Source organism: Streptomyces sp. NPDC058308 (genome assembly GCF_042880275.1).
Classification (GTDB): domain Bacteria; phylum Actinomycetota; class Actinomycetes; order Streptomycetales; family Streptomycetaceae; genus Streptomyces.
This window is the reverse complement of sequence record NZ_JBHVZA010000015.1, coordinates 95547-115934: the sequence shown is the minus strand read 5'-3', so window position 1 is coordinate 115934 and position 20388 is coordinate 95547. Positions and strand designations below refer to the sequence as shown.

Sequence of the window (20388 nt, the reverse complement as noted above, 5' to 3'; positions counted from 1 at the left end):
CCGTCTTGACACCTGCTGGGCGCACCATCTCGCCGCTGAGCACCAGCGCCTCTATCCAGCTGGCCAGCACCAATACGCTCTCACGGCCTGACCGCGATCTCACTCAGGAAGAACCGCACCCAAAGCCCTGTCACCCTGTCCGCGGCGATCACACGTCGAGTTCGATGGCCTCTGCGAGCGACAAGTATCGGCAACTACCGGTTCTGAGATCTACCCTCACGGGGGTGCAGCCGACCACCATTGCTTCAGAATTCCCTGTTCGGATGAATTCTTCGCTATTGCACGGAGCGACTAGATAACCATCTTGAGTGATTACGCTGCCTTCGTCGATGGCCAGGGGAATCTCTGACCGCTGGTGCTCTTTTAGGAACCTCTCCGCGAGGCGAAGAGCCCGAGTGGAGTCAATCATGCTACCTCGTCCTCATGAACGTGAAATTTCGCCAGTACTTTATGTGTGAGGCATGTCCAGTCTGTCCGTCGAGGAACACCACATCTCCTCCCACGTTTACGACATTGAAGGCGTGTCCTTGGCGACCCTTGGTCCCAACTACAATCCCTCGTGCCCCGTTTCCTCCTCTTGCGATTTCTTCAACTATGCGGCTCAGGTTGGAAGGCCTGAAGCGCCTTCCAGGATAGAACTTCTCAATCCTGGCCACCGTGCCGGCCTGAATGTTCATGGCTGAGGCGGGAGCTCCGGAGAGCGTTGAGTCCACTGCGACGGAGCAGGCTCGGCAGTTCTGGCCCCCGTTCAGGGGGTTGATGAGCTTGACGAGGTCGGGTGTCTGTGGAGTCTTGTATGACAGTCCTCTCATCGTGACCCCGCCGCCACCGGCCCCCCAGCGCAGGTTCCCGACTGCCGCAGCCAGGCTGTTGGAGCTCGCAACAGGGACCTTCGGGCCTGGCATGAGGAAAAGGCCGAACTGGCCTACGCCGCCGAGGCATTGCATCGTTCCGTTAGCGATGTCGCCCTGCTGATAGGAGTCAACCCCGCGGCGTATGGGCCCGACGCCGGTGTACTCGTCGATGCAGCCGCTCCATCCTGAGCGGCCGTTCGCCTTGGCGTAGTCGGATCCCTTCTGGCAGGTGTTCTGGTAGGAGTCACCGATTTTGTCAATGACAGGCGAGAGGGGAATCCACTCGGTGCCCGGGATGTCCTTGGTCCAGCAGCTCTTGTCGCCGCCGAAGGATGTCCATGAGCAGGTGCCGGCCGGGTCGTAGAGATAGGTAGGGCGGTTCTCGGTGTAGGTGTACGGGGACCCAGCGGGTGTCTGCTGGCCGGGTGTGTAGGGGTCACGCCCGGTGAAGCGGCCCTGGTCGGGGGTGTAGGTGCGGGCACGCATGTTGTAGCCGAGTGCGTCTGCCAGCCCGGCGTCCTCGCCTCCTACCGGTTCCTTGTACTGGCCGGCGTAGCCGAAGTTGTTGCCGGGCTGGCCTGTGTCGATACCGGGACCGCCGGTGCCGAAGGCGCTGGTGTAGGCGTAGGTCTTGGCTTGGGTTCCGGTGGCGGTGGTCAGGTCGGTGATGGAGCCGACCAGGTCGCGGTGGTAGTAGTACGCGCTGTCCGTGCCAGAGACGGTGCGGTGTTCGGACTCGATCTCTTCGGTTGGGGTGTACTGATAGTCGGCGAACGGGGTGCCGGTGGAGGTGTACTCAGCGGCTAGCTGCGGCAGCGTGTTGTTGATGTCCCAGGCGAGGGTGACGCCGGTCTTGGTGCGCTGGGTGCGATTGCCGTCGGCGTCGTAGGTAAAGCCCCACGATTTGCCGCCTGCGGTCATGCCGGTGAGGCGGTTGTCGGCGTCGTAGGCGTAGGTGCGGGCGCCGGCCGTGGTCTGGTTGCCGTCCTTGTCGTAACCGTAGTCGGTTGCGGAGCTCCCGGTGGCGGCCTTGGTCAGCTGGTCGGCGCCGTCGTAGGTGTAGGTGGTGGTGCCCCTGGGTGTGGTGCGTGTCTGGCGGTTGCCTACCTTGTCGTAGGTGTAGGTGGTGGCGGGTGCCTCGGTGGGACAGGTGTCGGCCTGGGTGGGGGAGGCGCATTCGCTCTTCAGGCGGCCGGCGCTGTCATAGGTGTAATAGAGCGATTCGGCCTTGGACTTGTGCTGGGAGTCGATGCGCTTGGGCTGGCCTGCAGCATCCAGGGTGGCCTTCCAGCGCGAGAGCGTGGTGCTGCCGCGGGCACTGGCGATGCTGGTGGCGCGCCCGATGGCGTCGAAGGTGCGAGTTTCGGTGTATCCGTTGGTGCTGGGCAGTGTGGTGCTGGTGAGCCGGCCGGCCGGGTCATATCCGTAGGTGGTGGTGGCTGCACCGGTCTTGGCGGTCTGGCGGTTGCCGTCGCTGTCGTAGGTGTAGGCGGTGCTACGGCCGTGGGGCAGGGTTCGGCTGGTCAGCTGTCCGCCGTCGTTGTAGTCGTAGACGAAGCCCTTGGCTTGCCCGGGGACGGAGGCTGTCTTGAGCCGATTGAGGGGGTCATAGGTGAAGGTACGGGTGCCGGTGCCGTCCACGACCTTCTTACGGTTGCCCAGGTCGTCGTAGGTGACGGTGACGTCCGGGGTGTCGTCGGTATAGGTCGTGCTGGTCGGGCGCCCGAGCGGGTCGTGCAGGGTGCTGGAAGTGACGCCGCGGGCGTTGGTGACGGTCTCGCGGTTGCCGTCGGTGTCATAGCCGAAGCTGGTCTGGCGGCCCATCGGGTCGGTGATCGACTTGAGGTGGCTGCTGCCGTCGTAGCCGTAGGTGGTGGTGTGCTTGTTGTCGTCGGTGCGGGTCTTGATGTTCCCCGCGGCGTCGTACGTGTAGGTGGTGGCCCCGCCATCGGGGGCTGTCACCGTCTCGATACGGCCCAGTACGTCGTAGTCAGTCCTGGTCGTCTCGCCGTTCTGGTTGGTGGCCGTGCGCTGCTGGTTGAGCTCGTCGTGGGTGAACTTCTGTGTGTGGCCCAGGGGGTCGGTGAGCTGCCTGAGGTTACCGGCGAGGTCGTACTTGTAGGTGGTGGTGAACTTCTTCGGGTCGGCCCCGGGTTCGTTGCCGCGGGCCTCAGTCTCGGTTTCGAGTTGGCCGTCCGCGTCGTAGGTCGAGCTGTGCTTGTGCCCCAGCGGCGAGGTGATGCTGGTGCGGTTACCGTCCGCGTCGTAGTCGTAGCGGGTGACCTTGCCCAGCGGATTGGTGACCGTCTCCAGCAGATCGTTCGGCTTGTAGGTGAAGAGGGTGGACTTCTTTAGCGCGTCGATAATCTCTTTCACGTTGCCGTTGTTGTCGTACTTGGTCTCGGTCACCCCCTTGAGGGGGTCGGTGACTGTGGTCGGCCGGTTGAGAGCGTCGTATCCCGTGACGGTCTTCGCGCCGGTGGGGTCGACGACTGTGGTGAGGTTGCCGGTGTCGTCGTAGCCGTAGGTGGTGGTGTATTTCTTCGGGTCCGCGCCTTCGGCATTGCCGCGGGGGCTCGTCGTCGTAGCCAGGCGGTTGGCCGCGTCGTAGGTGTAGGTCGTCTTGGCCCCGCTGGGATCGGTGACCGACGCGAGGTTGCCTGCAACGTCATAGCCGGTGAGCGTGCGGCCGCCCTCCGGCCCGGTCGTCACCTTGACGCGGTTGAAGGCGTCGTATTCATACGTAGTGACGCGCTTAGCGGGATCGGTGACCGTCTTGAGGTTGCCGTTGGCGTCGTATGTGTTGCTGGTGACGTGCCCGGCCCCGTCGGTGACAGTCTCCAGCCAGCCCTCAGAGGTATAGGTACTGGTGGTGGTGTATTTCTTCGGGTCCGCTCCCTCGGCATTGCCGCGCGGATCGGTGACGGTCTTCTGCCGGCCTGCCGCGTCGTAGGTATAGGTGGTCTTGGCGCCCGACGGAGAAGTCTCTGCCTTGAGGTTTCCCTCGGCGTCGTAGTCGTACGTAGTGGCCTTGCCGCGGGGCGATGTCACGGACTTGATGTTGCCCACGCTGTCATAGGTGTACGTGTTTTTGCCGGAGGGCCCGCTCTCCTCTTTCAGCTGCTTCTTGGCGTCGTAGCTGTAGGTGGTCGTAGCGCCGCGGCCGTCGGTAGAGGTCTTGATGGTGCCGTCGTCGTAGTAGGTCCACTTCTGGGTGAGCGGACCTTGAGTGCGGCTCTTGAGGTTGCCGGCCGCGTCATAGGTCAACTTGGTGCGGTGGCCCTCTGCGTCCACGACAGCGATCACCCGCAACGCATCGTCATAGAGGAGGCTGGTGAACTTGCCGAAAGGGTCGATGCGGGCGGTGAGGAGACTGCCCGAGTACAGATCGGTCCAGATGCCGCTCCGCCCGTCTGTGAACGACGACTGATAGACGCTGCGGTCGAAGGTGGTCTCGCGGCCTTCGGCGTCGACCTGACGGGACACCTGTCCTTCATCGTCGTAGAAGGTCTGCATGACCTTCCGGCCAGCGGCATCGGTGATGCTGGCCAGCCGCCCGGCCTCATACCCGTAGCCGGTGGTACGCCCATCAGTTCCCTTCACCGACGTCAGGCGGCCTTCGGTGTAGCCGTATTCGACGCTTTGACCGGTGGGGAGCTCGACGCGCCGCAGTAGATGGGTGGCGGGGTCGGTGTCCACCTTGGCCGTGCGGCCGACGGCATCGGTGATCCCGGACAGCCCGGCTGTGTTATAGCTGAGCTCGATGCCGTGCTCGGAGCGGTCCTTCCAGGAGGTGAGGCGGCCCGAGCCGTTGAACGCCAGGGTGCCGCCGTCCGGGAGGGTCAGCTTGAACCCGTCGGAGGCCGAGCCGGACAGTGCGGATCTGACCCCCTTCGAGGATGGCTGGTAAGTTCCGGTGGCTTGCTGGGTGTACTTGGCCTGCACGCCGGTATCCGAGGTGAACGTAACGTTCGTCCCGGACACAGTCAGGCGGGCGTCATAGGGAAAGGACCATCCGGGGCCGAGTGCACCCGCTGTCCTGTTGCCCGAGTTATAGATGCGTCCCAGGCTGATCGGGACGCCGGGAGCCTGGACCTTGGCGTCCAGGGCAGTCTCGGCAAGGTCCCCGGTCGAGGTGTTGACCGGGTCACCCATGTGGCCGAGGATGCTCGGCCGCCCTGTGGTGTCTGTGCACGCGCAGCCGGTCTGTTCGGCGCCCGGCAGAGTGATGTGACGGGGCTGGGGCGGCATCGCCGGCGACTTCGCCTCGGCGCTCCAGTTCTTGGCGCAGTCCCAGCCGGTCGTCGTATCCGCAGCCGGTTCCTTGGAGACGGCCACCTTGATGTAGTACTCCTCATCAAGGGACATTTTGTCGTACTGACTGTTGTAGTAAGTGCCCGTCGGATAGCTTTCGCTCCCGCGGAAGCAGGTCTCTGACAACTGGACATTGTCCGAGGCCCGGTAGAAGGCGATGTGGTGCGACCACTTGCTCACCGCGTCAGGGTTGTCCCAGCGCATCCCGCCCCACTCGAGCGGAAAGCTGATGTACGAGATGGGGACAGGCCTGAACTTTTTGGGGGCAGGCGGTGCGGCAGCCGCTGAAGCCGATTTCGGGGCAGGCGCCGGAAGGCCGAGCGGGCTGACCATCCGCTTCGTCTTGCCCGAATAGACCCGCTTTTCGCCTTTCGGTCCGACCGTCATCGTGCCGGGCTGAGCGTGGGTGCGGATTCCCGCCACCTGTGCCCGCCGCTCCTTGGCGGTCATCGCTTTCCGCGGCTCAACCGGCCCGGAGGCGCGGGGTGCTGTGTCATTCGCTGAGGTGGATGACGCAGGCCGTGCCGCGACAGCAGACGTGGCGGTGAGTCCCCCAGCTCCCAACATCACCGCCGCCGCAGTAATGGACGCGACAAGACGCCCCCCTCGCAGGCGCAACCGCACCATGCCCTCCCCAGGCCGTTGTGTGTGAACCGTTTGATCCTTCCAGGCAGCCAGCCGCAGCAGGTGCCTTAATGAAAGATGAATGTGAGGCGACCGTCACATGCTGGAGTGCGCAACCATTCCTCCCTCCCATGGGTCGAAAGGAAATCGCCCATGGCCTGAGAGTGAGGAGCACTGCATGCGAAGAGGCAACAGCAAGTCTCGACTGCGCCCAAAGAAGAGATGGCTCCCTGTAGTTTTGGGAGGGGCACTGGTCAGCGGAACCTTCATCGGCGCCGGGCCCGCGCAAGCTGACACTGAAAGGGACTTGAGGGCAGATTCATTTCAGCCAGTCAAGGTCCGCTCGCTCGGCCTTCCCCGGCCGCCGTCGAGTGGCGAAGAAATACCCCCGACGCCAACCGATGACTTCTCCATGGCCTGGATGGAATGGTCCGGGGCTGCACGTTTCCACGGCTCGGCTCAAGTGCGGGTACGCAGCGCCGCCACCGGCACGTGGTCAAAGTGGCTGGATCTATCAGTCAATGCACGGCAGGAATCCACAGGTTCAGGACATAAGCATCCCGGCGTCATGCGCACGGACCCGCTATGGGTCGGACCGTCCGACGCCGCGCAGGCCCGCCTGAGGCCGGCTCAGGGAAGGCAACGCCTGCCGAAGGCGGTCAGCGTCAAGCTCCTCGATCCCGGCCCGTCCAACCCACCGGACCAGTCTGCTGCCGCCCGCCCTACACACCCCAGCGCCTCCCATATGCCGGCAGCCAACCAGGCGACCGCAGTCGCAGGGCGGCCGCCTATCACGACACGGACACAGTGGCAGGCGAACGAAAACACCACCCAGCCCCCCGCCTTCGGCGCCGAGACAAAAGCCGTACTGGTCCATGCCGCAGGCGGCACGAACGACTACAGCTGCGCCGATTCGGCTGCGCTCGTGCGGGGGATCCAGGCGTACCACATGACAGATCCCGACCACCTGTGGAGCGACATCGGGTTCAACTTCCTCATCGACAAATGCGGCACCATCTTCGAAGGCCGCGGCGGCGGCATGGACAAGCCAGTGACCGGCTTTCACACACCGGGCTTCAACACCGACACCGCCGGCGTGGCCCTTCTGGGTGAGATGGGCACGAGCCGGCCCACCCCCGCAGCCCTGCAGTCGCTGGCGCGGCTCGGCGCCTGGAAACTCGGTCTGTCCGGACACGACCCCGCAGGCACGGCCACGATGACGGCCAGCGCCTCCAACGGCAAGTACGAGGCCGGTGAGCAGGTGACCTTCCCTGTCCTGGCTAGCGCTTCGGAGGCCATGCCCACCTCCACACCCGACGAGAACCTGAACGCCCAACTGCCCTACGCACGCGCGTATGCGAACAGCCCCGCTGCGAATTCGGCGGCCCCCACCGCCGATGTGAACCGCGACGGCCTCAGCGACATGGCCGTCGGCGCCCCGCAAGGCACGGTCGGCACTCTCAAGACAGCGGGTGCGGTCACCGTCGTGCCGGGCAGCAAGGACGGCCCCGACAGTGCAGCCAAGCGCGTCCTGACCCAGAATGCGCCCGGTGTCCCCGGCACCGCGGAAACAGGGGACGCCTTCGGCGCCGACAGCGCCTATGGCGACCTCAACGGTGATGGCCACGCCGACCTGGTCCTGGGTGCCCCGGGTGAGAACGACGCAGATGGCCACAGCGACAGCGGTTACGTCACTGCCCTGTACGGCCCAGACTTCGACAGCGGAGACGGCTACAGCCTGGAATCGGCCGCCCGCGTCACCGACGCACGCTTGGGGGAGGCGGTCACGGCCGGCGACTTCAACAGCGACGGTGAGGCCGACATTTTCGCCCTCGCCCCCGGCAAACCCGCCGCCTGGTGGGTGCGTGACAGTGCCACAGCTACGGCCACGAGCAACCCTCTGCTCACTGCCCCGGGCGCGATCACACACCCTGACGCCGCCAGCGGCGACTTCAACCAGGACGGCTACGCCGATGTAGCCATCACCTACATCGACCCCGATGGCGCCGGCCGCATTATGCAGTTCAAAGGCTCCTCAAGCGGCTTGAAGCCGGGCAGCGTACTCCCCGTCAAGGGAGGCCGCTCCATCGCCGCAGGTGACCTCAACGACGACGGCTACACCGACATCGCCGTGGGCCAGCCTTATACCGCCGAGTCCGGCTCACCCACAGGGGGACAGGTCACGGCCTTCTACGGGTCCTCCAGCGGAATCACTGCCAGTGGCGCCACTTCTCTCGACCAGAGCAGTGAAGGAGTACCCGGAGGAGCCGAATCCGGAGATGCCATGGGCTCCTCGATAGCAATCGGCGACGCCAATCTGGACGGTTTCGCAGACGTCATGACCGGACTGCCGAACGAGGACATCACCCGTGCTGAGACCGACCGCAAAGACGCCGGCGCCGTCCTGCTTCTGCCCGGCAGCGCCGGTGGCCTGACAAGTACCGGCACCGTGGCCATCAACCAGGACACTCCCGACATCACCGGTGACAGCGAAACTGGCGACCACTTCGGCTCCGCAGTTTCCCTGGCCGATGTACGCGGCAACGTCCGCGTAGACCTCATCGTCGGCGCGGAGGGCGAGAACACGGGGGACGGGACACTTCTACACATCGAGACCGCCGCCAGCGGCGTCAACCCGGCCAGCGGCACCTACTACGGCCCCAGCGCACTAGGGCTTACGGCTGCCGCTCACGCAGGGCAGGCCCTGGCACCCTGACCTCTGCCCGCGGTGGCGAGGTAGGGGCATCTGCGTAAAACATCGGCCCTTACCTTGCTGCCTCGGTTCGATAAGCAGCACAACCCGTTACTGATCCGTTCGGGGTGTTATCGCTTGGCTGGTCAGGCTGAGTCCGGCGCCGGTGAGACAGCCGTCGACGAGTTCGGGGTGGTGCTGGATGTGCCGTAGGCCGCGGCGGAGGGTGTGTTCGAGGTGGTCGCCGTCCGTGAAGGTGACGTTGGCCAGCCAGCCAGCCAGCCAGCCGCGCCGCAGTAATGACCAGACGCCCTCCGCCGGGTTCAAGTTCGGTGCAGTAGGGGGGAGACAGATGATGGTGAGCCAGTCGTGGTCGGCCGCGTACTGGCGCATCCCGGCGGTCCGGTGCGTGGACGATGGGGGCGCCCTGAGCTGGATGTGGGCACGCACGACGAGGTCGCGGTAGTCGGTACAGGCAAAGCTGTTGCGGCCCTTGCCGCGGTGCTTGCGGTGCTGGCGGGGCCGGTACATCAGCCGGGAGGGCGGCAGCAGCACAGGGCAGCGATCGAGTAGCGGCGCCAGGACCGGCCACGCACTCGCACCACCGGCGTCTGCCCGCGCCGACCCCAGGTGCGAGCCCGTGAAGAGGTCATCCCGAACCGGCCTCGTCCTCGAAGACGACGTAGGCTCCCTGCGCCGCCACAGTCATCCGCCTGCGGCCACACATCCTTCTTCCACAGCTCCACCGCGTGCTCGTCGCGCTCGATTGCCCGGCAAGCGGGTGACTGCCAGGACCAGCCGTGCCGGTGCAGCAGCCGCCATACCGCGGCCGGCGAGACATCCAGCGCGAACTGCCGGAAGATCAGTACGCGGATTCTTGCGAGGGTCCAGCGCTGGTCTTCCCAGCCGTGCACGGCCGACCCCCGGGCCAATTCCTGCTCCAGTTCGGCGAATCGGTCATCGGTCAGCTTGGGCAGCTTCGGCGGGCCCGCGGAGGCCAGGGCAGCAGTCCCGTCCTGGCACCAGGCCCGCCGCCACCGCTCCACCGACCGCACATTCACCCGCAGCTCCTTCGCGATCACCACGTTCTTCTCACCCCGCTCGAACCGCTCGCCGGCCTCGAACCGAATCTGTTCACGAAAGTGCTGCCGTTCGGCGGTCAGCCCGCCGCCCTACCGCAGGGATCATCACCCGTCACCCACCACGACAACACTTCGAACAGGTCAGTAGGACAGACTCAGCTGATGGTGTACCAGGTGCCGGAGAACTCCCATCCGTCGGTGCCTTCGCCGATGTCGTCGCAGATGACGAAGTCGATGAAGTCATCTTCGAAGGAGCCGTCGTCGAGTTCTCCGCCCTGCCACTTCGACTCGATCGAGGCCCAGTGCCCGTTGCGGCCGTCGATGCGCAGTGGTGCGGTGCCTCGAGCGCCACGCTCGCGTTCATCGGCGCCGGTTTTCACGAGGCCCCGGATCTCGAACTGGTGGTCCTTGAAGTTCTGCGGGATGGGGCCGGCGGGAGTGGTGGCGGCGGCTTCGTAGGCCTGGTGGATGGTCTCGCGATAGGCGCGGCGCACGGTGTACTCGTCGTCGGCCAGCCACTTCATGAGGGTGGCGTGGGTGACACCGAGCCCGGCCCGCTCGAGTTCTGCGTAACCGCGATGGGTTTCGGTGAGGTGGACGAGCTGGGCGTGCCAGCCCTTGGCCCGGTAGGACTTGAGCCGATTCCTGGGCTGCGCACCGAAGCCGGCGAGGAGGCTGTTGAGGGCTGCGCCCAGGGTGTTCCCTTCGCCGTGGGGCATCAGTCCTCACCTCCTTGCTCGACTTTGACTTTGACCTCGCCGAACCCGGTTCCCACCTTGTACTTGCCGGGAGCGATGCCGTCCGGAGTCCAGAACACGGCCTCGTCGACGTTGCGCAGGGCGATCAGTGTGTGGCCGTCCTGGACGGCACCCCAGGCCATGACCCAGTGGCGTACGGAGGCCTCGGCGACCATGCTCATGCGCCAGTCCGGGCGCCAGAACGGGGAGTTCACGCTCTCGCCCTTGGGCCACAGCAGGCGTAGAGCGATCGACAGGCGCCGCTTGTACTCGATGTACGCCTCTCCCGTACCGATCAGTTCGGCACGGGCCGTCTTCGCGGCCTGGTAGAACGGCTTGAGGAGTGAGTTGTTGGCCCGCCCGGTCCAGGAGTCGTAAATGCGCAGCGGCTCGGTGAGGTGACCTTGCCTGATCAGCTTCTCCAGGATCTCCATGTGCGGCGTGGTCACCCAGATCCGGCCCTGAGCGTCCGGCCGCATGGCCAGACGTCCCAGAGGGTGCGGCATGTGGGCGTGCTTCCAGACCGGTACATCAATCTGGAAGATGCCTGCCTGGTCCTTGGCACGCTGCTCCAGGGGACCGGTCTGCTTGAGCTTGTTCGGTGCCAAGGTGACGGCTGAGCAGGCGGAGGGGTAGGAGCCGTTACGGTCGATGGTGCAAAGCTGTCCGGGGCCGAACCGGTCGGGCACGATGAGCTGATGGCGCTTGCCGCCTCGGATGCGCACGCTGTCCACGTCAGGATGGACCCAGCGGGGCTCGCCGTCCATGACCTCGTTGAAGAGAGCCCAAGGCGCCTCGTCCCGCTCGTCCTTACTGATGACTGCGATCGGGTGCATCTTTGACCGGCTGATGGCCTCCTTGAGGATCCGCAGGGCAGGGAAGGGGGCGTTTCCCGGTTCGTCGTCCTCGTCACCGGGCTGGAGTTCCGGTGCGCCTTGACCCTCCAGGTCCTCGGGCTCGGGAGCGCCCAGGCCGGCATCGCCGACAGCGGTTCCAGCCTCGGAGCTCTGTGCGCGCAGGCCCGGCCCGGCGCCGAGGGGAGTGTCATCGTGCTGGGTCGGGGGCTGGCGCTCCGTCGAGTGCTGCTGCAGGGCGGTAGCAAACGCGTCCAGGGCAGCGCGCAGGCGCTCGGCCGCGGGGTGGCTGGGAAGGCCCAGCTGAGCGTCGCGGGCCAGAGCAGCAGTATGGCGACGCAGACCGGGCAGCCCCTTCCCATCGGCGTTGAGGACGCCGTCGCGGTGATCGGAGAGGATCTGCACGGCGCGGGAGGCAAGGCCCTTGAGGGCTCCGGAGGTGAAGGGCAGAGCGGCGTCAGCCAGTTCGTGTTCCGCCACAGCAAGAGCGGACTCGGCAGAAGCGGGAGCAGGCAGCGCAGAGGGTGGGGGTGCGTCGGTGAAGCGTGCGTGGTTCAGGTCGGACTGGAGGAGGAGAGTGGTCTGGCCCAGGTCGCGTTCGGTGACCGTCACCGTGGCGGTGTCCGCACCTGCGGGGAGCGCCAGGGTGAGAGTCACATCGGCGTCCAGAGAACGCACCACGTGTGTCTGGTCGGTGTTGAGGACGGCCAGGACCGGCACCGACAGCTGGCGGGCCAGGTGCATCAACGTGCGAACCGCGGGCGGAACCCGGGGCCCTGACAGCGGCAGGTGCGGGTCGGGACTGTGGTGCAGCCGGTCCACGACGATCAGGGCCAAGTCATCGACGTAGGGAGCGGATTCGGCGATCGCCTCGGCGGTCAGATCGGCGCCGTCATCGACGAGCAGAGGGGCCTGAACCAGACGGGCACCGGCCTGCTCGGCCGCCTCGCGCTCGGCTGAGGTGAGGGCCCCGGCCCGCAGCTTGCGGTGGTCGGTTCCCGACTCGGCCGCGATGATCCAACGGGTCACATCATCTGCGGTCAGGCCCGCGGCCGCGTACAGCACTCGGCGCCCTTCGCCCAGCGCGCTGCGGCGCGCGGCAGCGAGAGCAAGCAGGCTGCCACCCGCCCCGGGCGCCGCAGCCACCAAAGTGAGGCGGCCCGGCTGCAGGCCGCCAGTGGCGGCATCCAGCTCGGTGAGGCCGAAACCGAGGCCGGGCACGGCGGGAGCAAGGACGCCACTGACCCGGTCCGCCAAAGACGCCAGTTTCCGTGCAGGGTGGGCCTGCGGTGCGGGGGAGGTCTCGCCGTCCACCATGTCCTCCTTCTAGGGGTCGCGTCGCGGCGGGGCAGGCCGTGCGGCCGAAAAGTTGGTGCGCCACGGGGCAACGACGGGCCCGCCCTGCGGTATGAACCGATACCACAGGGCACTGCGGTGGTGAGCTCAGCTGGTGGCGAAGGCCGGCTGCGGCGCCGAGGTCTGCTCGGCGGGAGTGGCTGAGACGTAGAAGACCGAGGAGCCCTGCTTGCTGCGCTGAGCCAGCCCCTTGGCCACCAGACCCTCCACCGTGGTGCGTACCACCGTGGTCTTGATGCTGCGCTCCGGATAGGCCTTAGTGAGCGCGGAGGTGATCTCGGCAGCGGAACGCGGTTCGCTGTGCTGGTCGAGGTGGTCGCGGACGAGTTCGACCAGCGTCGGGCCCCCGGAGCGTGCGGCCGGAACCTTGGGGACTGGCGTGGATTTGGCTGCGGACGCCTTCGTGCGGGTTCCACCCGCCGTGCTGGTGTTGCGCTGCGGCTTGGGTGCCGACTTTTGACGGATGGTCTTCTTCTTCAGGCCGGGCGTTGCAGTGTCTGCCGTACTCAGGGCTTCCTGCACCCTGACCAGCAGTGAGTGGTCGTGCTCCAGCCGCTGCAGTTGTTCCTGCAAGGCCGCGATCTCAGTGGCGATGCGCTCCTGTTCCTTGCGGTTGGTCTCGAGGTCCGAAGCCACCTGGGTGGCGTATTGCCCCTGGACTCCTGCAGCTTCCAACTGAACTTCCGGCATGGTGGCGACCTTTCATCAGTGCATCGGGAGTGATGGATGCGGATCGTACGCGCAGGTGGCGCATTTGTGCTGTAGTGCACTGCCCCATTCAACCGGGGTGCCTGACTGCTCCACTCGTGTCAGCAGCAGGTGGCGCGAGGGAGGGGATGATATCCGTGTGATTTTAAGGAGTGTACCGCTGGCTGAAATGGCAGCCTGAAGACCTTGGGGGTGGCTGTTCTTGCGGTGTCCGATGGCCGCTCGCATGCTGTGATGGATGGGCCGGTCAGGCGGTATGGCGGGGGTGTGTCCGGTTGGGCGCTGGGTAACGGTCGGCGGATCGTTGCGGATGCTGCGTCATCCAGGGCGGCAGGCAGCAGTCGGCTGACCGTTGTTCGTCGTCCCATCCCGTCGTGTCAGGTTGGGGCAACCTCATCTCCATGGGGGCGTGTTCAGTTCAGTCTTCTCCACGGAGTACTGGCTCTTGGACCAAGCTCTGTTACAGCAAGGCCGTGGGTCGGCCGGCAGCTGGTTGGGTCCACGACCATGACGTTCCCGACTACCGTCGCCCTCTGCCGCGGGCCGGCGGCCCCCGCGATGTCGTCGTGGGACTTTCCGGAAGGCTTTGCGAGGCCGGAGGGCATGATCTGAACGTGCTCAGCTTGTTCTTTATGGTCCGAGCCGCTTTAAGGGTGCGTGACGCGACCCGATCAGATGCTGAGTAGGGTTGTGGTCATGGCCAAGGAGATGGGGCGGTGGCCCAAGGTGGACCTGGACAGCGGCATCGAGGAGGTGATGCTGTCCATCCTGGAGTGGCTTGGCGAGCAGGGGGCTGGCGCCATGATCCGGGTCGACGCGGAGCGCATGCGTGACGGTCAGCCGGCGTGGACATTTGCCGCTTCTGGTGGGCCGCTGGACGGTGGGATGAGAGCCGACGGGGCGTCGGTCGCCTAGTGCATGGGCAGGGCACTGTTTCGATTGCGCGAGGCCGGGCTGGCCGTTCCATTCTGAAGTCGTGGTCCGCCTCTGAGCTGATCGCGTTCGGTGATGCTTTCGGGGCGTCTGGTGGTCTTGCCTACTACGTCGTAGCGAGTGGTAGGGCGGCCTGCCGGCGCAGGGTCGGTTGGGTTTGGGTGCACGGGCCGGGCAGGGCAGGTTCGGGCGCAGGTTCCTGAACTCTGGCGGACCCGGACGGGGGTGAGCCGACTGGGTTCGGCCGGATTCTCCCGATGGGGCTCGCAGCCAGTGCCACGGCGCGAGTGATTCGCTTGCTCACCGATTCCCGCATCAGGAAGCCTTGGCAGAGGGCCATCACTATCTCCCAGGCCGTGCTGGCCCACACGGGTCCGGTCAGTAATCTGTGCGATGGGCAGAGAATGCTCGCTGTACCTGCAAGGCACCGGTCTCGTCCTGCTGGCGAGCGCTCCCGCCGATATGCGGCGAGCGGCTCAGGGGGCATCTGGCCGACTTGGAGGCAGCGTTGCTGGCGCCAGTTCGCGGGCTCCCCGCCAAAGCGTCTCGAAGAACTCCCGACAGTGGGCGAGGTTCTTTCGGTCTTGTTCGCCGCTGTCCAGGGACCAGCGGTCCAGCCGAGAGCCACCGATGATATCCAGGAGATCGCCCTCGGACGTGTCCGGCCTAGGAACTGCATCAGAGTCCGGGTTAGGGCGCAGATCGAGCTTGTAGAGCCCTTCATACACCACGCCACTGTTGATGAAGTAGAGCTTACGCAAGGGCGACATGTGCAGCACGCGGAACTCGACCGTGAGTGTTCCCTTTCCTCGCCCGGCCATCCGCCCTATGTGGGCCTTCAGGCTTCGCTCGTGCTCCACGACCATGTGCCTCAAATGTTCACGGAACCGCGGAGCGTCAGAGACCTTGCCTGCGGCCCCTGCCTGGCCCGGGACGTCGATCTCCTCGGTGAAGTCCGGTACCAGGACGCGTAGATGCACTCGACGCGCGGGATCCGTATTCAAGTGATACAGAAAGCTGTTCACCATGGTGACGAACGTCTCGCCGGTGAAACCCATCGCCGTCAGCTGCACATCTCCCCCAGCTTCGAGCGCCTGCTGGATCTCGGCCTGCAACGCCCCTTGCGTGGCCCGAGGGCGCAGCACCTGGTTCAGCCGCCGCAGTTCGTCTTCAAGGCGGCGCACCGTGGCGGTCAGCGACTGCTCTGTCTCCTGACCTGTTGTGTGCGCAGCGTTCAGACGCTGCACCTCGCTGTAGAGCACGTAACCCACCGCGGTGAGTAGTGCCCCGCCCAAGTACACCTTGTCTTGCAAAGCGTCACCGAGAGGCTTCACAAACTGGGCGACCAAGCCCAGAGCGAAGACAACAGCGAGAACGATCTTCGTGACGGTCGACTCCGCCCGCCCCCATATGCCAGCTAGCCTCTCGCTCCACGATAGCCCCGTACCCGACACAGCGCCCCCCGGCGTTCACAAACTTCGCCTTCCTGCACCCAGGATGCGCGCCAAATTGGCAGATGTACCCGGATAGTTCACGGCCAACACCCATCAGCCGCAGAGAGTTGCGATCCTTGGCCAGTTGTCGAGCTCTCGTGGTCTTTCCGACCGTAGTGCTCGGACAAAGGCCGCGCTTCCCGCGGCGGGGCCGGCGGGCGCCGCGGCATGGCTCATTCGTCCTTCAGGGGCTGGGTCAGCTGCTTGTCCAGGGTGAACTCGCCGTGATCGAGCGCGCCCTCCAGTCATTAGGCCGCGGCGCGGACCCGGGCCAGCTGGCGCCGGACGGTCTCGCGCTCGTCGTCGGTGAACTGCTGGCCGCGCATCTTGGGGACCAGCCGTCCCAGGGTGGCCACGAAGCCGTGGCAGGAGCCCACCAGGTCCACGTATTCGAGGGTGTGCTCGATCTTGCGGACGGCCTGGACGCGGTCGCGGATCTTCTCGCGGCTCTCGGCGGTGTTGTCGAACTGAGCGCGGTTCACCAGCATCTGTGTGGTGTTGTTCCGCATCGTCGAGCGGGCCACCCCGGACGGTGCAGCAGGTCACGGGTGACTTCCTGTGCGGTGTCATCGTCGCGGGTCAGCTCGGTGACCACCCCGACCTCGTCATCTCGGGGAAGGTCGGCGACCGCCGCGACCTTCTCGTCCAGCGTGACCGGGCGGTCGATTCGCTGGCCGACCACGCGCTGGGCGCCGTCCGGCTTCCACTGCCGAGTCCCAGTGCGCGGATTGAACGGCGCGTCCTCGATCGCCGCCCACCGCTCGTCCTCGTCCGCGACCGAGGCCAGGATGCGATGAACGGTGAACGAGACCTAGCTTGATCTTTAACCTGTGCGGCGTGGTCGTGGGGTTGTTGATTTCGTCGTTCGCTGTTTCGCTGACGGTGTTTGCGGGGTGTGTGCACGTCGTGGCGGGGTGTGGGCCGGGTGTTCTTTCGGCCCGGTGGCCGTCCGGGGCCCGGACGAGATGGTTTGGGTGCTTGGGCCGGGCAGACCGCTTGTGGGCGGATGTGCCGGAAGTCGCGGCGGACTCGGGCGGGGGTGAGCCTGTCCGGGGAACTGGGTTTCTCCCAGGGCCGACGCAGGTCGGCTGCCATTGGTCGGGCGAGCCGAAGTTGGGTGTAGGCGGCGAGGATCAGCCAGGTCCATCGGTCAGCCGCCTCGGGGGTGCGGATCTTTGGGGAGGTCCAGCCGAGGGTCTGTTTGAACAGGCGGAAGGTGTGCTCGATGTCGAAGCGCCGCAGGTATGCCTGCCAGAGACGGTCGGCGTCTGCCGGGGTGGCATCGGTGTCCGACCACCACAGCCAGACCGGCTTGGGTGTTGCTCCGCTGGGCAGGTGGTCGATGTCCAGGCGGATCACCGTCCCTTCGACGATGGGGAGGGTGCCATCGTCGGCTGCCCAGGAGGAGCGGTGGGTCAGCTTGGGGTGCAGGCGGTCCCAGGAGCGGGCCCTGGCGGTTCCGTAGAGGCGGGTGTCGGTGATGGTTTCGGTGTCCGGGGTGCCCCAGGTGTCGGGCTGGCCGAAGACGAACTCGCCGCCATGCCGGGGCGGTCGGCCCTGAGTGTGCGGGAGCCGTGGTGGGACAGCTCTGCGTAGGACGCGGTCGGATCGCATCCTGGCCAGTACCTGGACAGGCAGGTCTTTGAGGAGGAAGCCAAGGCGGGGTGCGTCGTATCCGGCGTCGGCCACGATGAGGACGTCGGGGTCGCCCGCCTGCCACTGTTCCGCTGCGATCAGTCGCTGCAGCAGCTCGCGCAGCTGCCGGGCGGTGACGGTGGCGGTGTCGTCGCCGGGTGTCAGACGCAGTGCGTCCAGTGGTGCGGTCCATGAGCTGCGTCCGGGCTCGGGTGCGCAGATGATCGAGTAGGGCCAGCCGGGGACCGGGATGTGGTGGTCCTTGCCCCGGCCGTATGTGTGACACAGGATCCGTTCCGGTGAGGTGTGGGCGTCGGGCCGCAGCCAGCAGGTGACGTCGATGGCCAGGACCAGCTGGCCGTCGGCAGCCCGCGGCAGTGGTACTTCGGCGAGCGCCCGCCGCAGCCGGCCAGCATCGATACCTCCACGGGCCACCGCGGCATAGAGCCCTCCATGGCCGCGGTGGTGTTCACCCACTAGCGAGAGCTCGGCCAGTGACCGCACCGGACCGTCGCCGCACAGAACAGCATCAGTCAGCTCGAACAGGGCGTCCGAACGAGCGGTCAGGCAAGCGTAGAACTCGCCCCGGAAGCATGACAGTTGCGCCAACGACTCTCGCCGGGCGTCGTGATGCAGCAGACTCATCCTCACGGCCTTCGTGCTGAATGTGTGTGTTCCTTGGTCGGAGCACATGTTCAGCCGAAGGCCGCCTCCATGTACGGCAGTTACCGAACCGGGTGATCAAGTTCGACGGACCATTCGACGCCGGACGTTAAAGATCAAGCTAGAGCCTGTCTCTGAACCTCTGATCAGATGGTTCAGAGACAGGCTCTTAAAGGACCCTCACCGCGTCACCGGCAGAGCGGGGCCCCTCAGGGGTGTCGCCGGAACGCTTGCTGGGTGCAGGGCAACCGCGTTCGTGTGCGGATCAAGATGGGGCGCAGATGTACTCCACCAGGACGAGGCGTCCGTAGACGGAACGGGCGGGGCCGCCACGGGGCCGGGCGGGCAGAGGGGCCGCGTCCTGGTCCGAAATGGTCGAATCGCTGGGGTGCAAAGTGCCTGGGGCGGTCAGGGCGCGAATGCGAGCAACGAATTCAGGCGCTGGCAGGGGGAGTTCGACGTCGTCGTCGACGTATTTGATGGCGGAGACGACGTAGTCCATAACGGCGGCGAGTAGGGGTTGTCGGGCACGGAGGCGACGGCTGGGCCTAAGTCTGCTGAGGATCCGTAGCGTGGTGGGCAAGCTCGCTGGCCGGTGGATGTCGGGAATCTGGTCGGGCGTGGCGGGCAGGTGTTCGTCGAGGTCGGTGGCGCCCGGCGTCTGTTCCATCCACCAGGTGGCGGCGGTGTCTTCGCCTAGGGACTGGTGCTGCAGAGCGAGGCAGTAAGAGGCGATGTGATCGCCGGCGCCGGCGGCGAACTGCCACCAGAAGCGAGCGGCGTCGGGGACGTTGCCCAGTTGGAGGATGCAGCCCAGCACGCGGGCGGCATCGGGTTCGGTGGGGAGCGCGTGGGTGAGGAAGTCCTGGGTCAGGGCATCCAGCGCGGCGCGGGTAAGCACGGTTTCGCACAGGGTGTGCAGGTCGCAGGCGGCGTCCCGTGCCTGCTTGTCGCGACCCCGCCGGTGGATGGGGGAGTAGATCCATGGGGGCGAGGCGCTGGATGTGGACGGGGCGGGGGAAATGGGGATGGGGGCATCGATGAGGCGGGCTCTGGCGAGAAGGTGATCAATGGGTGCGGTCACCGTTATCCCTCCGGGGTGGAGCGGTTGGGGAAGAGGCGGTCGTTCAGGCTGCGTCTGGCGTGGAGTTCGGTGGAGCGGACCAGACCGACAGAAAGGCCGAGGACGTCGGCGACGTCTGTGTCCTGCATGCCGCGCAGGTACATGAGGACGGTTACGTCCAGCTGGCCGGGCGGTAGACGGCGCACGGCCTGGAAGAGGGTCATGGTTTCCTCGACTTGGCGCAGTTCGGCGGCGCTGCCGTGGGCTTGGTTCAGGGCGAGGGAGTCGAAGGCGGACTCGACCAGGGTGGGGTAGCCGTCGGGATGGGGGGTGCGTTCCATGACGGTCTCGCGCAGGACGCGCCAGGCGAAGCGCGGGGTGTTGTCGCTGGACCGCGCGTCGTCCCAGACGACCTGGAGGAGGAAGAAGACGTCGTTGACGGCGCGTTGCGCGTCTGCCGGGCTGCGCAGGAAGGTGTTGGCGTAGTGGAAGTAGGTGGCGCCGTACAGCTCGTAGAAGGCACTCAGATGCACGGGCCGCTCGCTGTCGGGGAAGTCTTTGGCAACGCAACGGTTGATCCACACGGTGCGCTTGTTCACCTCGAGCGCGGCCATGACCCACAGGCCGCGCAGGGCGGCTACTGATGAGTCGGGAACGCCCAGGGCGCGCATGAGGGAACGCACCCACTCCCAGCGCGGGTAGAGACCTACCGCGCGCAGGAGTTCGCTGAGCTTGGAGCGGGACCAGCCCATGCTGCGTTCGAGCTGTTCGAGGGTCGCCCCGCTGGCCTGGTAGGCATCCCGCAGCGGCTGGAGCCAGGCCCGGTGGGCCGTGCCCGCGCTGGGAACGATCGGCCCGAGTTTGCGGCCCGGCCTGGTCGGCGCCGGACCACCTGGCCCGGTCGGCGGCATCGGCATGGTCACCGCGGGGACTCCCCGGCCTCGTGCGAGTCGGTGGCCGTGCGCCGGGCTTCGGTGTGCTGGGTGTAGGCCTGCAGGATCTGCTGTACCCCGAAGCCGATTGACGGGATAAGCGTGATGGCTGCGGCGACGGTCTCTCCGAGAGCAATCATCACCAGGCACAGGGCGACGAGCGACACAAGTGCCGTTGCGACAACGGCAGTTCTGCTTGTCATGGGCTTCCTTCTGAGGGCGGTTTCCTAGTCCGTGGGGGTCAGCTCCTCGGACGTTTGCCGCGTCCCCCTGTCGAGAAGCCGGGCCCCAGCATGGAGCGCGGACCGACGTCAGGACTCGCCCATCGGTGATCCGGGAACAATGCCCGACCTCTTAGAGGGCGCAGAACGGGCGATTTCGTGTCGTCTCTCGCGCGTTCGTGCACGCTGTGGCCCGGAAAGGGCAATGTTCCGCATTCCGCTTGCGC

At 66.1% G+C, this 20388-nt stretch carries 14 protein-coding genes and 2 pseudogenes; 2 read left to right on the top strand and 14 right to left on the bottom strand.

Annotated features, from left to right (window positions below; all coding sequences use genetic code 11):
* Nucleotides 1-410: 410 nt before the first annotated feature.
* Nucleotides 411-5618 (bottom strand): DUF6531 domain-containing protein, encoded by a 5208-nt coding sequence (locus ACFVYL_RS21470; RefSeq protein ID WP_389718422.1) that lies wholly within the window; start codon nucleotides 5616-5618, stop codon nucleotides 411-413.
* A gap of 586 nt (nucleotides 5619-6204) precedes the next feature.
* On the opposite strand from ACFVYL_RS21470, the gene ACFVYL_RS21465 reads away from it, so the two are divergent.
* Complete coding sequence (locus tag ACFVYL_RS21465) at nucleotides 6205-8508, top strand: FG-GAP-like repeat-containing protein (RefSeq protein WP_389718419.1); 2304 nt, start codon at nucleotides 6205-6207, stop codon at nucleotides 8506-8508.
* A gap of 87 nt (nucleotides 8509-8595) precedes the next feature.
* Here ACFVYL_RS21465 and ACFVYL_RS21460 read toward each other — a convergent pair whose 3' ends face one another.
* The 5 genes from ACFVYL_RS21460 to ACFVYL_RS21440 form a co-directional block, all read right to left on the bottom strand.
* Nucleotides 8596-9039, bottom strand: a complete 444-nt coding sequence (locus tag ACFVYL_RS21460) for a transposase (protein WP_389718417.1) — start codon at nucleotides 9037-9039, stop codon at nucleotides 8596-8598.
* Nucleotides 9015-9566: a winged helix-turn-helix domain-containing protein gene (locus tag ACFVYL_RS21455; RefSeq protein WP_389718415.1), complete on the bottom strand. Its 552-nt coding sequence runs from the start codon at nucleotides 9564-9566 to the stop codon at nucleotides 9015-9017. Before ACFVYL_RS21455 ends, ACFVYL_RS21460 begins: the two co-directional genes overlap by 25 nt.
* A 155-nt stretch (nucleotides 9567-9721) precedes the next feature.
* Complete coding sequence (locus ACFVYL_RS21450) at nucleotides 9722-10285, bottom strand: hypothetical protein (protein WP_389718414.1); 564 nt, start codon at nucleotides 10283-10285, stop codon at nucleotides 9722-9724.
* Nucleotides 10285-12474 (bottom strand): DnaB-like helicase C-terminal domain-containing protein, encoded by a 2190-nt coding sequence (locus ACFVYL_RS21445; protein WP_389718412.1) that lies wholly within the window; start codon nucleotides 12472-12474, stop codon nucleotides 10285-10287. The genes ACFVYL_RS21450 and ACFVYL_RS21445 overlap by 1 nt, the downstream gene beginning before the upstream one ends.
* Nucleotides 12475-12600: 126 nt before the next feature.
* The gene (locus ACFVYL_RS21440; RefSeq protein WP_389718409.1) at nucleotides 12601-13203 is read right to left on the bottom strand and encodes a hypothetical protein; all 603 of its coding nucleotides are present in this window, start codon (nucleotides 13201-13203) and stop codon (nucleotides 12601-12603) included.
* Nucleotides 13204-13917: 714 nt separating this feature from the next.
* Here ACFVYL_RS21440 and ACFVYL_RS21435 point away from each other — a divergent pair.
* On the top strand, nucleotides 13918-14136 hold the full coding sequence (locus ACFVYL_RS21435; protein ID WP_389718407.1) for a hypothetical protein: 219 nt from the start codon (nucleotides 13918-13920) through the stop codon (nucleotides 14134-14136).
* Between the two features lie 71 nt (nucleotides 14137-14207).
* On the opposite strand, the pseudogene ACFVYL_RS21430 reads toward ACFVYL_RS21435, so the two are convergent.
* From ACFVYL_RS21430 to ACFVYL_RS21395, 8 genes and pseudogenes are all read right to left on the bottom strand, one after another.
* A pseudogene (locus tag ACFVYL_RS21430) lies at nucleotides 14208-14408 on the bottom strand (transposase); the annotation flags it as partial.
* Nucleotides 14409-14630: 222 nt separating this feature from the next.
* Nucleotides 14631-15503 (bottom strand): ATP/GTP-binding protein, encoded by an 873-nt coding sequence (locus ACFVYL_RS21425; protein WP_389718404.1) that lies wholly within the window; start codon nucleotides 15501-15503, stop codon nucleotides 14631-14633.
* A 392-nt stretch (nucleotides 15504-15895) separates the two neighbouring features.
* Nucleotides 15896-16156 (bottom strand): DUF6192 family protein, encoded by a 261-nt coding sequence (locus tag ACFVYL_RS21420; RefSeq protein WP_389718402.1) that lies wholly within the window; start codon nucleotides 16154-16156, stop codon nucleotides 15896-15898.
* Nucleotides 16126-16434 (bottom strand): DUF6192 family protein, encoded by a 309-nt coding sequence (locus ACFVYL_RS21415; protein WP_389718640.1) that lies wholly within the window; start codon nucleotides 16432-16434, stop codon nucleotides 16126-16128. Before ACFVYL_RS21415 ends, ACFVYL_RS21420 begins: the two co-directional genes overlap by 31 nt.
* 36 nt (nucleotides 16435-16470) lie before the next feature.
* Nucleotides 16471-17927 (bottom strand): annotated as a pseudogene (locus ACFVYL_RS21410) (NF041680 family putative transposase).
* A 283-nt stretch (nucleotides 17928-18210) separates the two neighbouring features.
* Nucleotides 18211-19029: a hypothetical protein gene (locus tag ACFVYL_RS21405; protein WP_389718400.1), complete on the bottom strand. Its 819-nt coding sequence runs from the start codon at nucleotides 19027-19029 to the stop codon at nucleotides 18211-18213.
* A gap of 2 nt (nucleotides 19030-19031) precedes the next feature.
* Entirely contained in the window at nucleotides 19032-19925 is an 894-nt protein-coding gene (locus ACFVYL_RS21400) for a helix-turn-helix domain-containing protein (protein ID WP_389718638.1), read from the bottom strand.
* Nucleotides 19926-19927: 2 nt separating this feature from the next.
* Nucleotides 19928-20143 carry a hypothetical protein gene (locus ACFVYL_RS21395; RefSeq protein ID WP_389718399.1) on the bottom strand — a complete coding sequence of 72 codons (216 nt, stop codon included), beginning with the start codon at nucleotides 20141-20143 and terminating at the stop codon, nucleotides 19928-19930.
* Nucleotides 20144-20388 lie beyond the last annotated feature (245 nt).

Coding starts and splice junctions, on each gene's coding strand:
- ACFVYL_RS21450 (WP_389718414.1), bottom strand. CDS start 10,285: ATGCCCCACGGCGAAGGGAACACCCTGGGCGCAGCCCTCAACAGCCTC.
- ACFVYL_RS21440 (WP_389718409.1), bottom strand. CDS start 13,203: ATGCCGGAAGTTCAGTTGGAAGCTGCAGGAGTCCAGGGGCAATACGCC.
- ACFVYL_RS21445 (WP_389718412.1), bottom strand. CDS start 12,474: ATGGTGGACGGCGAGACCTCCCCCGCACCGCAGGCCCACCCTGCACGG.
- ACFVYL_RS21400 (WP_389718638.1), bottom strand. CDS start 19,925: ATGCCGATGCCGCCGACCGGGCCAGGTGGTCCGGCGCCGACCAGGCCG.
- ACFVYL_RS21435 (WP_389718407.1), top strand. CDS start 13,918: ATGGCCAAGGAGATGGGGCGGTGGCCCAAGGTGGACCTGGACAGCGGC.
- ACFVYL_RS21470 (WP_389718422.1), bottom strand. CDS start 5,618: ATGACCGCCAAGGAGCGGCGGGCACAGGTGGCGGGAATCCGCACCCAC.
- ACFVYL_RS21395 (WP_389718399.1), bottom strand. CDS start 20,143: ATGACAAGCAGAACTGCCGTTGTCGCAACGGCACTTGTGTCGCTCGTC.
- ACFVYL_RS21420 (WP_389718402.1), bottom strand. CDS start 16,156: ATGCGGAACAACACCACACAGATGCTGGTGAACCGCGCTCAGTTCGAC.
- ACFVYL_RS21465 (WP_389718419.1), top strand. CDS start 6,205: ATGGCCTGGATGGAATGGTCCGGGGCTGCACGTTTCCACGGCTCGGCT.